Here is a 13,205-nt window from a genome sequence, read left to right on the forward strand (position 1 = left end):
GATTACCACTCGATGCCTTTCTGCCCCTTCTGCCCGGCGTCCATGGGATGGCGTACCTTGCCCATCTCGGTCACCAGATCGGCCGCCTCCAGCAGCCGTCCGGGCGCGTCCCTGCCGGTGATCACCACATGCTGGCTGCCCGGTCTGGTGGTGAGCGCCTCGAGTACGTCGTCCAGGTCGAGCCAGCCCCACTTCAGCGGGTAGGTGAACTCGTCCAGCACGTAGAAGCGGTAGGTCTCGGCGGCCAGATCGCGCTTGATCTGCGCCCAGCCCTCGCGTGCGTCGGCGGCGTGGTCCTCCTCCGTGCCGGGCCGCTGGATCCACGACCAGCCCTCGCCCATCTTGTGCCAGGTCACCGGGCCGCCCTCACCGGTGGCGCCGAGTACGGTGAGAGCCCGTTCCTCGCCGATGCGCCACTTGGCCGACTTCACGAACTGGAACACGCCGATCGGCCAGCCCTGGTTCCAGGCCCGCAGCGCCATCCCGAAGGCCGCCGTCGACTTCCCCTTGCCGGGGCCGGTGTGGACCATGAGCAACGGCCTGGTGCGGCGTTGCCGCGTGGTGAGGCCGTCGTCGGGGACGACCTCGGGCCTGCCCTGCGGCATGTCAGACCGCCTTCCTGTAGTCACGTACGACCGAGCCGAGGTCGGACAGCGAGTCGAGCGAGATGACCGGCGCCCGCAGCCGGAGCGCCAGCTTGACGGCCAGACCGAGCCGGACCGGGCCGCTCTCGCAGTCGACGACCACGCTCGCCGTACCGCCGAGCAGGGCCGCGGCCCGGTCCACGTCTCCGCCCGAGGTAGCGCGGCCGTCGGTCACCACCACCAGCAGCGGACGCCGCGCGGGGTCGCGCAACCGCTCGACACGCAGCACTTCCGCCGCGCGCGCCAGCCCGGCCGCCAGCGGAGTGCGGCCCCCGGTGGGCAGCGCGCGGAGCCTGGCGGCGCCCGCCTCGACCGACGAGGTCGGCGGCAGTGCCAGCTCGGCGGTGGCGCCCCTGAACGTGACCAGGCCGATCTTGTCCCGCCGCTGGTAGGCGTCGAGCAGCAGGCTCAGCACGGCGGTCTTGACCGCGGTCATCCGCTTGCGGGCGGCCATCGAGCCGCTCGCGTCCACCACGAACAGCACGAGGTTGCCCTCCCTGCCCTCGCGCACGACCTCGCGCAGGTCGCCCTCGCGGAGCAGCAGGCCGGGTCCTGTGCGCCCGCGTTCCTTCTGGTACGGAGCCGCGGCCAGCACGGTCGCCGCCAGGTGGAGGTCGCGGACCCGCCCGGCGGGCGGGCGCGAGCCGGTGGCGCGGCCCTGCGACGTCCGCGCCCGCGACCGCCGTCCCGCCGCGCCCTCGCCCAGCCCCGGCACTTTCAACAGCGGCACCCGGTACGGCTCCGCGACCACCGCCACCTGGCCGCCTCCCGGCGTCGCCGCTGAGGATGCCGGAGCCTCGGGCCCGTCCTGGCCGGGGCCTCCCTGCCGTTCCGAATCCGCCGGATCGTCCCTGCGCGAGCCCGCCGCCTCTTGGGGGCGTGAACCCGCCAGGCTCTCCGGACTCCCGGGGTTCCCCGCCGGGCCGCCGGGCACGGCGTCTCCCGAACCGCCGTCCGGCCGGTGAGGGCCGGAGGCCGCGGAATCGCCGGCACCATCGGGATGGTCGGGACCTCCGGGATCGCCAAGGCCGTCGGCACCACCGGCACCTCCGGGATCGCCGGGATCGCCACGGCGGTCGGCGCCTCCGGGACCGTCGGGGTCGTCGGGGTGTTCGTCCTCTCCCGTCCGGGCCAGCAGGTCCTCCAGCAGCGACTCGTCCAGCCCGGGCGCGTCGAACGGGTCACGCCGCCGCCGGTGCGGCAGCGACAGGCGGGCGGCGGCCCGCACGTCCTCGGTCGTCACGACGTCCCTCCCCTGCCATGCGGCATGCGCGATGGCGGCGTTGGCCGTGACCAGGTCGGCGCGGAGCCCGTCCACCTCGAACGCGGCGCACACCGTGGCGATCTGCGTGAGCCGGGCGTCGGGCAGCCGCACCGCGGGCACCCTGGCCCTGGCCTGCGCGATCCGGCCGGCCAGGGCCGACTCCTCCGCCGTCCACCGGGCGGCGAAGGCGCCGGGATCGGCGTCGAAGGCCAGGCGCCGCCGTACCACCTCGGCCCGTTCGCCGGGGTCGCGGGACGCCTTCACCTCCACCGTCAGGCCGAACCGGTCGAGGAGCTGCGGCCGTAGCTCGCCCTCCTCCGGGTTCATGGTGCCGACCAGGAGGAACCGGGCCGCGTGTCGTACCGACACCGACTCGCGCTCGACGTAGCAGATCCCGAGGGCGGCCGCGTCCAGCAGCAGGTCCACCAGGTGGTCGTGGAGCAGGTTCACCTCGTCCACGTACAGGACGCCGCGGTGCGCGGCGGCCAGCAGGCCGGGCTCGAACGCCTTCACGCCCTCGGTCAGCGCCCGCTCCACGTCGAGCGAGCCGGCCAGCCGGTCCTCGGAGGCGCCGACGGGCAGCTCCACCAGCGCGGCGGGGCGGCGTAGCCACTGCTCGCCAGGTTCGTGCGGCCCGTCGGGGCACTCGTCGCCCGGCGCGGCGGGATCGCAGGCGAAGCGGCAGCCCGCCACGACGTCCACGGGCGGGAGCTGGGCGGCCAGCGCGCGGACGATGGTGGACTTGGCGGTGCCCTTCTCGCCGCGTACGAGCACGCCGCCCACGCGCGGTGAGACGGCGTTGAGCACCAGCGCCAGCTTCAGGTCCGCGAGCCCGACGACGGCACTGAACGGGTAGGTGACGATCAAAGGGTGGCCTTCCGGTTGACATGCGCGACGCGCCAGCCGCCGCGCGTGCTGGACAGTTCGGTGGTGGACAGCGGCGCCAGATCGAAGCGGGTGGCGGCCAGCGGGTTCAGCCCGAGCGCGTGGCCGAGGACGGCCCTGATCACCCCCACGTCGCAGATCACGATGGTGGGGGAGCGGCGTTCCGCGTCGAGCCAGGCCGCGACGCGTGCCGCCAGCGCGGCCAGGCTCTCCCCGCCGTGGGGCGCGGCGTGCGGGTCGGCGAGCCAGCTCGCCAGGGCGTCCGGCTCGGTCTCCGCGACCTTCGCGTACGGCAGGCCGCTCCAGCCGCCGTGATCGGCCTCCGCGAGAGCCTGGACCACCGACGGCCGCAGTCCCATGGCGGCGGCGGTCTGGCCGGCGGCCCTGGCCGGGGCCACCAGCGCGGGACCCGTCCAGGACCTCGCCCTGGCCAGGGCCGCGGCTCTGGCCAGGCTCGACGGGTCGGCGTTCTCGTCCATGGGGAAGCAGGCCGACCGTGTTCCCGGCGTGCCGGCCTGCCGTACGAACAGCACCTCTCTCAGCTCGGCGCGGGCACCGCGACGGGAACCGCGGCCGGGCGGCGGGCCGCTCGATCGCAGGCCCAGCCGAAGAGCACGCCGAACGCGGTCCAGAAGACCAGTTGCGTACCCAGCGACGCGAGCCTGAACTCCCACAGCAGGGTCGCGGGGAAGTTCGCGGGCACCTCGTCGACTCCGGGCAGCAGCGCCCAGGCGGCGATCACCGGCACCAGGAACGTCACCACCGTGACGATCCAGCGTGCCCACGGCCCGCCCTGCATCCGCCGCGCGGTCGCCACCGCGATCGCGGTCGAGGCCAGCCCGACCCCGATCATGATCACGTAGAGCAGGGTGCGGCTGTTGATCGTGTCCGGATCGCCGACCGCTGGTGGATTGGCGGGATATTTCAGGAACGGAAGGAGAATGATGGCCACGAAGGCGGTGGCGGCGGCGGCCAGCGCCAGCCCGCCCTCGGAGCGAGGGCCGACCCGCCCCCTCAACCCCGCGAACACCAGGGCGAACACTCCGCCCACGGCCACCCCGTACAGCCCGGTGGCCAGGAACAGCCCGGCTTTCTGACCGGGTCTGCTGACCACCGCCTCCTCTCCATGATCGTGACCGGCTGCCTCGGCGGCAGGCGGCTGGGCGGCTTCCTCCAGGGCGATCGCGCTGTCCACACTCGGCTCACCGAAGGCGAACGCGAAACCACCGGCGATCAGTCCGGCCAGCAGGCCCAGAAGCAGCCCTCTGACCAGCAGGGTGCGTACCACCTCGCCGCCTAGTGGCACGGCACGCCGAGCAGGTGCCGCCCGTCATGCATGAGTTCGTGGAGGTAGTTGCCGGTCTGTGAGATCGCTCCGTTGTCCATCAGGACCAGATAGGCCACCAACAGGAGCAGGGGTACGGCCAGCAGCCATGGGCGCAGGCGGGGAAAGGGAACGGACGTGGGAGTGGTCAGGCCACTCATAGTGCCTCCTCGGGGATGACGCGTCCCAACTAACGAGGTCACGGTGGCCAAGCGACCTGGCTCCCGGGATCTACGTCCCGGATACAGTGGCGCGTCCGCACCGGCTTCTCACCGGATTTCCCTTGGCCAATCGTGAAATCTACCGGAACGTATCTCTTCATCCCGTTCGCGTCAACACGCACAACAAGAACTCCCAGCTCACAGCCCCTCGGCCGAGCCTCACACCCGCACGTCCACCTGGGCGACGAGCCGCAGGGCGGTCTTCCGCGACCGGGTCAGCCGTACGGCCAGCGCGGCGAGAGCCGGCACGGGCAGGGTCAGGTACATCAGGCCGGCCAGCCGCTGATCGGCCGCCACACTCGACACGCCGCGCGGAGCCACCTGCGAGAACCACTCCTGGGCCAGCAGCGGCCCGGCCAGCAGGAACAGGCCGACCACCACCTGTACCGCGACGACGGCCGCGAGCACCCACATGCGATCCCGCCGCGTGACCGGCCGCGGCAGGGGATCGACCCCGGCCAGCAGCCATGAGCACAGCAGCCCGGTGCCGAAGAACAGCACCTGGGTGAGCAGGTGGACCGCCTGGTTGGCGGCCGACCAGGCCAGCCAGCCGGTGCCGTACAGGACGACGACCGGCAGCACGTAGACGGCCAGGGCGGCGATCGGATGAGTGAGCCGCGCGGCCAGGCGGCCGCGCAGGATGGCCGAGGCGATGTCGCCGTACTGCGATCCGGGGGTGATGGCCCGCGAGGTCAGCGTCAGCGGTGCCCCGAAGGCCAGCAGCAGCGGCCCGATGACGTTGAGCACCGTGTACTGCAGGGCGTGCGCCGACGGCATCGCCCGCGCGTAGCCGCTCACGCCGCCCACGAGCACCGCCGCCAGCACCGCCAGCCCGGCGAACCAGGCGAGGGTACGGCCCACCGGCCACGGGTCGCCGGCCCGGGCGAGTCTGCGCAGCCCGGCCAGATAGCCGGCGGCCGGAAGCGCCAGGGCGAGCAGGACCAGCGGGTTCAGCCGGATCTCGGTGACCAGCGCGCCGACCGAGTAGGGCGCCAGGTCGTAGCCCAGCAGGTCGTTGTGGCCGCCGCTGGCGGGTGGCGCGGAGCGCGACAGGCCGGCGGCCAGTCCCGTGGCCGCGGCCATCACCATCAGCTCGCCGGTGGCCAGCCGGGTGAAGGTGCCTCGTGTCGTACGATCGGCGATCGCGGCGATGGTGCGGCGGCGGTGGATCACCCCGAACACGCCCAGGGCCACCAGCGCCGTCACCTTGGCCAGGACGAGCAGGCCATACCGGGTCGTCCACAGTTGCGACACGGTGTCCATCCGGACCCAGGCGCCGGCCACGCCGGACACCGTCACCGCGACGAAGCAGCACAGGGCGAGCGTGCTGAACCTGGACACGACGCTCGCGAGCCGGTCCGAACGGCGGAAGTGGACCAGCACGGCCGCCAGTCCGCCGACCCAGACGGCTGCCGCGAGCAGATGCGTCATGAGCGCGGAGACCGCGATGTCGTGATCTCCGGCCGACGCGGCGTGACCGACGTAAACCGGAGGAAGCAGGCCGAACCCGGCGGTCACCAGCAAGGCGACCCCCGTCCATCGGGGGAGGCCGGCCTCCTTCATCCGGGAGGAGGCGAGCACCACGACCGTGGCCGTGCATGTCACGACGAGCATGGCCTGCGTCTGGGGAAGGGTGGTGCCGAAGTTCAACAGGGTGAAGTCGCCGAGCACCTCGTTGGCCGGCATGCTGAGGATGTTCGACAGCGTCAGCAGGTAGGTCATCAGCGCACAGACCGCCCAGGCCAGTGCCCACCAGCCCGCCGCGCGTACGCAGGCGTTCGCCTCCGGCGTGTCGCGGGGGGCGAGGACCACTCCGGCGACCAGCGTTCCCACGGTGGCGATGGAGCACAGGTCCAGGGCCAGCCGCGTCACCGACAGTCCCCAGACGGTCAACGGGCCGGGAGTCGGCAGCCCCTTGATCGGCGGCGGCGGTCCGCCTCCGCCGATCCACAGAGCGCCGGCCAGCGCCAGGAGGCCGACCGCGATGGCCAGACCGCCGTATAAGAGAGCCCGACGCCCGGGTAACAGCACCGCGTCCTCCTTTGTCGGGAGCATCCCTCAGTTGGGTAAGCGTCCCCTATGTGGGGGTACGTCCGCACCCTTATCGGGGTTCGACCAATCGCGTGGATCTTCCGAGGAGCTCGGCACCGCCACCGGCATCGGCGGCGACCTCGGCGGGCGCCGCGGTTTCCGCAGCGGCGGCCGGGCCGGGAAGGTCTCCGCGGTAGGCGTAGACCACGGCGGCGGTGGCGATGGCGCCGGTGTTCAACGCGAGGGCCTTGTCGCTGATGTTGGCCACGGTGTCGCAGGCCTTGTGGTAGCACGAGTCGTAGGGCTGGCCCGCCGTGCCGCCGAACAGGGCCGCCTCCTCGACCGTCTTGATGCCCTCGCCTCCGGTGAACAGGCCGCCGGACGGGATGCCGGCGTCGATGAACGGGCCGTAGTCGGAGCGGCCGTCGAAGTCGGTGCCGCCGTGGCCCTGATGCAGCGTGTCGAAGTACTTCTCGTACAGCTTCTCGATCTCGTCGGATCCGGGCGGGCCGGCCGGAGCGCCCGTGGCGTCCGAGTCGTCGCCGTCGTAGATCTTGAAGGCGTAGTTCGGCGAGGCGATCATGTCGTAGTTGAGGTAGAGCTTGATCTTGTGCCGGGCGGCGTTGCTCAGGCTGTTCACGTAGAACTTCGAGCCGAGCAGGCCCAGCTCTTCGGCGCTCCACCAGGCGAAGCGGAGCTTGTTCCGGGTGGGGATCTTGCCGAGTGCCTCGGCGACGGCCAGGAGCGCGGCGCTGCCCGAGCCGTTGTCGTTGATGCCCGGCCCGGCCGGCACGGAGTCCAGATGCGCACCGGACATGACGACCTTCTTCGAGTCGCCCCACATGGAGTCGGCGATCACGTTGTCAGTGGTGCGGAGCTCGCTGATCGTGTCGGTCTTGAGGTGGACCACCGTGCCCGCGGGGGACGACAGCTCCTCGCCGACCGCGAAGCTCGCGCCGACGACCGGGATGGAGACGGGCGTACCGAGGTTGCCCTGCGGGGTCGCGGTCCGGCCCGGCTGACCCTCGTTGAAGATGATCGCGGCCACGGCGCCGGCCGCCTGGGCGTTCTGCGCCTTGAGCAGGAAGGTGCAGGTGCCGCGCTGCAACAGCGCGATGTTGCCCGGCGTGAACCCGGCGAAGTCGGCGGCCTCGCAGCCGGAGGTGGAGGTGCTCGGCGTCGGGCCGGGCGGCAGGACCAGGTCGACGTTCTGCAGGGTCGCGGTGACGTCACCGGCTCCGGAGTAGCTCATCGTGGCGAAGTCGCCGAGGGAGGAGCCGTCGGGCGGGGTCGGGGCGTACAGCTCGGGGTCGGGGGAGAGCTGCTCCATCAGCGCGGTGGACTTCTCCTCGTAGTAGGGAAACTCGAACGGCTGGATGGTCACCTTGTAGCCGGCCTTCTTGAGCCTGGCGGCCACGTAGTCGCGCGACGCGTCGTGGCCGCCGGTGCCCGCCGCGCGCGTGCCGTGGTTGGCGTCGGCGATGGCCTGCAACGCCCGCAGGTGCTGCTTGACCAGCAGGACGGGGACGGAGTCGATCAGCTCCCGTTCGGACGGGGCGGGGTCGGCGTGGGCGGCGACCGGAGCGAGGGTGAGTGCCGCGACGACGGCGAGGGCGCGGTAGACACCCGGGCGCGTGACAGTACGCATAGGGCTCCTCCAACTGGCATGGGTGTAGTGCGGTTCGGACACCATCAGCCGGGAAGAACCTGGCGACCGCCAGGCAGATGATCACGTCAGTCTAAGAGCCGACCACCTGAAAAACGGATATCTGCCTACTCAGGCATGTCTTTACCAACGACCAGGACGTCAATGACCGCGTGACGCGGGTGCCACGGTGACGTCCACGCCCTTGCGCCGCAGCCGCTCCACGTGCTCCGTCGGCGTCCGCCAGTCCACGATGACCTGGTCGAAGTCGGTCAGCGGGGTGAGGGCGTGCAGGGCCCGGCGGTCGAACTTCGTGTGGTCGACGATCAGCAGCCGGGTGGCCGCCGAGTCGAACATGGCCCGCTTGGTGCCGACCGTCTCCTCGGTCTGGTGGAAGCAGATGTCGTCGGTGATGGCCGAGGTGGACATGATGACGATGTCGGCGCGCACCTCGCGGATAGCCGAGACGGTCATGTGCCCCATGAACGAGTTGGCCCAGGGGTGGAACCGGCCGCCGAGCGCGATGAGCGTGAGGTCGGGTTCGCCGGTCAGGTCCTCGATGATGGGCACGAAGTTCGTGATCACCGTCAGGGGCGCTTTGTCGCGGAGCAGCGGGACGAGGGTCAAGGTGGTGGTGGAGTCGTCGAGGATGACGGAGTGTCCCGGCTCGATCCACGCGCAGGCGGCTCGGGCGAGCGCCGTCTTCTCGGCCTGCTGACGGCCGCGCCGGAACAGGTCGCTGGCCTCGACGAGGCTGGACGGCAGGGCGGTGACCACGCCCCGGCTCTTGCGGACGATCCCCCGGGCGACGAGCGCGTCGAGGTCGCGGTGGGCGGTCATCAGGCTGATCCCGTGCTTCTCCACGAGTGCCTCGATGCGGACCGAGCCGTCCGCCATCACGTCCGCGGCGATCGCGCGCTGGCGCGCGCGCTGCCGATCCAGGCGGCCCTCCGCGGGCAGCTCCTTCATCACACCTCCGATATCCCGCCTCCGACTATCTCGCATCCAGCCGTCCCGCGGCACCGGCCCGAGCCCCGATGCGCACCAACTCCACGAATTCCGCGACGTCCCACGCGGCCCGGCCGACGAACAGGCCATCGGTTCCGGGTACGCCGAGCAAGGCCGCCGCGTTGAGCCGGTTGACGCTTCCCCCATACAGAACGGCCGCGACCCCGTTTCGCGCCTCCCCGAAGCGGGCCGACAGCATCGCCATGACGGGGGCGATCTCGTCCGGCAGCGCCTCCCGGCCGAGGTCGCCGATCGCCCAGACGGGCTCATAGGCGAGGACGACCCGGTGCCGGTCATGCGCGGCGATCCGGGAGAGCCCCCGGCTCACCTGCCCGGCGACCCAGTCGATCTCCCCTCCGGCGGCGCGTACCTCGGCCGGTTCGCCGACGCACAGCAGCGGCGTCAGACCCGCCGCGACGGCGGCCTCGACCTTGAGCGCCACGGTGTCGTCGGTCTCGCCGAAGCACTCCCTGCGTTCGGAGTGGCCGATCTCGACGAGCGTCGCGCCCGCGTCGGCGATCATCTCCATCGACACCTCGCCGGTGTAGGCCCCGGCGGGTGCCCAATGCGCGTTCTGGGCGCCGATGAGGAGGGGGACGTCGGACGGCAGGCGCTCGCGTACGGCGGCGATGGCGGTGTGCGGCGGGATGACGAAGGCCCGGACCCCGTCGAGCGCGCTCCGGGCGGCGACGAGACCGTCGACGAACGCGCGTGCCTCGGCCAGCGTCTTGTTCATCTTCCAGCTGGTGCCGATCCACGTCATCGGTTCTCCTCGAGCTCGGCCCAGACGGCCGTCATCTTCGCCACGACGCGCTGGTGGCGCCGGTAGTTCTCCTCCTGCCGCGCCACGCCGTCGGGCGTGGGCTCGCAGATCACGGGCTCCGTGCCGACCGCCGCGGCGGCCTGCGGCAGGTCGGCGTAGAGGCCGGCCGCGATGCCGGCGAGCATGGCCGAGCCGAGCGCGCCCGCCTCCCGCACGGTGCTCACGCCCACCGGCGCGGCCAGGGTGTCGGCGAACATCCGCACCCACCGGGCGCTGTTGGCGGCCCCGCCGGTGAGCCGGATGTCGGTGACGTCGAAGCCGTCCCGCAGCGCGTCGACGTGGTGGCGGTGGTTGAAGACCACCCCTTCCATCACCGCGCGGAGCAGGTGGCCGCGCTCGTGCCAGCCGCGCAGTCCGACGAAGGCCGCACTCGCGTCCACCGGATAGGGGGAGCCGTACAGGAAGGGGAGGTAGACCAGGTCACTGGGGGTCGACTCGATCGCGCGGAGATCCTCCTCCACGAAGCCGAACGGCCGGCCGGCGGCGCTGCCCACCCGCATGTCGGTGGCGGCGAGCCGGGTGGCGAACCACTCGAGATTGGCCGCGCTCGACGGGGAGAGCGACATGTTCATCCACTGGCCCGGTACGACGAACGCGCGGGCGTTCCACCGCTCGTCCACCCGGGCCGCGTCGGAGATGACCTCGTTGATGCTGAACGTGCCCGCGATCATCGCGAGCTGGCCGGGGAGCACCGTACCCATGCCGATGGCCCCGCAGTCGACGTCGTGCGCCCCCGAGGCGACCGGCGTGCCCGGGAGGAGGCCGCACCGCTCCGCCGCCGCGCCGGTGACCTCACCCGCGACCTCATGGGAGGGGATCACCTGCGGCAGCAGGCGGAACAGCTCTTCGACGCCGAAGACGCGCAGCGTCTCGCGGTCGTACTCCTGCGAGTACACGTTGGTGAACGACAGGCTCGACTCCGTCGGGTCGGTGGAGAAGACGCCGGTGAGCCGCTGTTTGATGACGTCCTTGCCCGGCAGCGCGTAGGCCGTGCGGGCCATGACGTCCGGTTCGTTGCGCAGCAGCCAGGCGAGCACCGAGACCGGTGAGCCCGGCCAGGGCTTCTGCCCGCTGAGCGGGAGGACCGCGGCGCAGTGGCCGGTGCGCTCCCAGTCCGCGACCAGGTCCGCCGCGCGGGTGTCGAGGGAGAGGATTCCCGGCCTGGTCGGCCGGCCTCGCTCGTCGACCAGGTAGATCCCGTCACCGTGGGAGGTGACCGCGACGCCGGCGACCTCCGAGGGCCGGACACCGGTCGTGCCGACGACCTCCCGGATGACCGAGCAGGTCACCTCCCACAGCTCGTCCTGGTCGCGCTCGACGTGGTGGGGGCGCGGGTAGCTGTGTGGCACCCGCTGTGCGGCCTGGCCGATCTCCCGGCCGCTCTCGTCGAAGAGCACGGCCTTGGTGACGGTGGATCCGGCGTCGACGCCGAGGAGGCAGGGTCCCATCTAGACCACGGACCGCGGTTCGAGCTCGCGGAACCTCCGGAGGTAGGCCAGGTAGGCGGCCTTCTGCCGGACGGTCTCCGCCTCGTCCCAGCCGAGCTCGGTGGCGCAGACGGTGGCGACCGCGTCCATGGCCGCCTGGCCGAGGTCGGGCTCCAGGCCGATCATGGTCCGGCGGGCGAGCACGTCGGCGAGGGTGACGGCCTCCTCCTCCCTGATCGTGAAGACGACCTCGCCGGCCCGCAGCCCGATCGAGGGGGCGACGGTCTGCGAGAGGGCCTCGGACGAGGCGATCAGGGCGGCGACCCGGCGGGCGCGGGTGCCGTAGACACGCGCCAGCCGGCGCGCCTCGGCGGCGGGGAGCCCGCTCTCCCGCTCGAACGCGCGCCCGAACTCCGCCGGCCCCTCGGGCGGGCTGCCGGGGAGGTCGAGCCCGCGAGTTCGCGACGTCGTCTTCCTGCTCAGACGCCCGCTCACTTCGTCGACGGCGTGCTCGGCGAGTGTACGGAAGGTGGTCAGCTTGCCGCCGACGATCGAGAGCAGCCCGTCGAGCCGTGGGCGGTGGTCGTGCAGGATGTGCTTGCGCGTGATGTCTCCGGGGTCGCCGCTCGCCGCGAAGGGAAGGGGCCTGACCCCTGTGTAGGTGTACAGGATGCTGTCCTCGCTCAGGTTCGCGGCGGGGAAGAGGCGGTTGGTCTCGGCGAGGATGTAGTCGATCTCCCCCTCGTCGGCCCCGACCGTGCCGGGGTCGCCCTCGAACCGCTCGTCCGTGCTCCCGATGAGGTATCTGCCGAGCCAGGGGATCACCATGAGGGGGCGGCCGTCGCTGAGCGCCTCGTAGTACATCGCGCAGTCGGGCGAGCCGGGGAACGGCTCCACGACGAGATGCGTGCCCTTGGTGCCGCCGATCAGCCGCTCGGGCGCTGGTAGCGAACCGGACAGGACTGAGTCGGCCCACGGCCCCGCCACGTTGACGGTGAAACGCGCCGCCACCTCGTGGACCGTGCCGGTGATCACGTCGCGAACCGACGCCCCGACCACGCGGCCGTGCTCGACCCGCAGCCGGGTGGACTCGGCGTAGTTGAGCGTGGTGGCCCCGGCCGCCCGTGCGGCGAGCATGATCTCGACGGAGAGCCGCTCGGCGTACTCCACCTGCGCGTCGTAGTAGAACGCCGAGCCCTGGAGGCCGTCCCGTGACAGGCCGGGCAGCAGGGCCGCGGTCTTCCTGCGCCCGTAGGTGCGGTGGACCGGCAGCGACTTGTCGAAGGAGAGGGCGTCGTAGAGCACCATCCCCGCGCGCAACGCGAAGCGGTGGTGCGCGTTGTTCCGATAGAACGGAAGCGCGAACCGGAGCGGCGCGACGAGGTGTGGCGCGCGGCGCAGCAGCCACTCCCGGTCCCGCAGCGACTCGCGGACCAGTCCCACCTCGAGCTTGTCCAGGTATTTGAGCCCGCCGTGGATCATGCGCGACGACCACGACGACGTGCCGCTTCCCCAGTCTCCCTTGTCGATCACCAGCACCGACAGGCCGCGCTCGGCCGCGTCCCAGGCGATGCCCAGCCCGTTCACGCCGCCACCGATGACGAGCAGGTCGAACTCGTGCTGAAGGCGCTGAAGGGAGCGGTGTCGGGAGCTGCTCATCACATTCCTGAGGGATCATCTCATGTCCGCATGAGATGCGCGGCGTTATTTCTAACATGAAATCGCGAGGACACTATCGCGAGCCGCGTGATAAATCCAGCATGATGTGACCTGAGTCACAGTCTCCAGAGATCTACCAGCGTACATAACAAATAAATCTTGATAGATAACGTTCTGTTCTGTTACGTTCCCATGAACGCATGGCAGGCACTTCGCATCTCGCCCCCCGCGTCGCCTCTCACCTGTGCGTTTCCCGGAAAGGAGCCCCCGAGTC

General features: G+C 71.5%; 11 protein-coding genes and 1 riboswitch. All 11 genes read right to left on the reverse strand.

Annotation, left to right across the window (positions count from 1 at the left end; all coding sequences use genetic code 11):
* Window positions 1-2: 2 nt before the first annotated feature.
* Entirely contained in the window at window positions 3-605 is a 603-nt protein-coding gene (cobO, locus tag KLK06_RS36735; RefSeq protein WP_214640243.1) for a cob(I)yrinic acid a,c-diamide adenosyltransferase, read from the reverse strand.
* 1 nt (window position 606) lies between these two features.
* A complete protein-coding gene (locus KLK06_RS36740) occupies window positions 607-2,775 on the reverse strand; it encodes a magnesium chelatase subunit D family protein (protein ID WP_250906604.1) in 2,169 nt (722 codons plus the stop codon).
* Window positions 2,772-3,326: a histidine phosphatase family protein gene (locus KLK06_RS36745; RefSeq protein ID WP_214640244.1), complete on the reverse strand. Its 555-nt coding sequence runs from the start codon at window positions 3,324-3,326 to the stop codon at window positions 2,772-2,774. The genes KLK06_RS36740 and KLK06_RS36745 overlap by 4 nt, the downstream gene beginning before the upstream one ends.
* A gap of 5 nt (window positions 3,327-3,331) precedes the next feature.
* Window positions 3,332-4,081, reverse strand: a complete 750-nt coding sequence (locus KLK06_RS36750) for a CbtA family protein (protein ID WP_214640245.1) — start codon at window positions 4,079-4,081, stop codon at window positions 3,332-3,334.
* A gap of 8 nt (window positions 4,082-4,089) precedes the next feature.
* Window positions 4,090-4,278 (reverse strand): CbtB domain-containing protein, encoded by a 189-nt coding sequence (locus KLK06_RS36755; RefSeq protein WP_214640246.1) that lies wholly within the window; start codon window positions 4,276-4,278, stop codon window positions 4,090-4,092.
* A gap of 44 nt (window positions 4,279-4,322) precedes the next feature.
* A riboswitch (adenosylcobalamin (AdoCbl) riboswitch) is annotated at window positions 4,323-4,407 on the reverse strand.
* A gap of 90 nt (window positions 4,408-4,497) precedes the next feature.
* Window positions 4,498-6,393, reverse strand: a complete 1,896-nt coding sequence (locus KLK06_RS36760) for a bifunctional copper resistance protein CopD/cytochrome c oxidase assembly protein (protein WP_214640247.1) — start codon at window positions 6,391-6,393, stop codon at window positions 4,498-4,500.
* A 46-nt stretch (window positions 6,394-6,439) separates the two neighbouring features.
* Window positions 6,440-8,017 carry a M28 family peptidase gene (locus tag KLK06_RS36765; protein WP_214640248.1) on the reverse strand — a complete coding sequence of 526 codons (1,578 nt, stop codon included), beginning with the start codon at window positions 8,015-8,017 and terminating at the stop codon, window positions 6,440-6,442.
* 159 nt (window positions 8,018-8,176) lie between these two features.
* The gene (locus KLK06_RS36770; RefSeq protein WP_214640249.1) at window positions 8,177-8,983 is read right to left on the reverse strand and encodes a DeoR/GlpR family DNA-binding transcription regulator; all 807 of its coding nucleotides are present in this window, start codon (window positions 8,981-8,983) and stop codon (window positions 8,177-8,179) included.
* A gap of 25 nt (window positions 8,984-9,008) precedes the next feature.
* Entirely contained in the window at window positions 9,009-9,785 is a 777-nt protein-coding gene (locus KLK06_RS36775) for a triose-phosphate isomerase (RefSeq protein WP_214640250.1), read from the reverse strand.
* Window positions 9,782-11,293 (reverse strand): FGGY-family carbohydrate kinase, encoded by a 1,512-nt coding sequence (locus tag KLK06_RS36780; protein WP_214640251.1) that lies wholly within the window; start codon window positions 11,291-11,293, stop codon window positions 9,782-9,784. Before KLK06_RS36780 ends, KLK06_RS36775 begins: the two co-directional genes overlap by 4 nt.
* Window positions 11,294-12,931, reverse strand: a complete 1,638-nt coding sequence (locus tag KLK06_RS36785) for a glycerol-3-phosphate dehydrogenase/oxidase (protein ID WP_214640252.1) — start codon at window positions 12,929-12,931, stop codon at window positions 11,294-11,296.
* Between the last annotated feature and the right edge of the window lie 274 nt (window positions 12,932-13,205).

This window comes from Nonomuraea sp. NEAU-A123 (assembly GCF_018603905.1).
In the GTDB taxonomy this organism is placed as follows: Bacteria; Actinomycetota; Actinomycetes; order Streptosporangiales; family Streptosporangiaceae; genus Nonomuraea.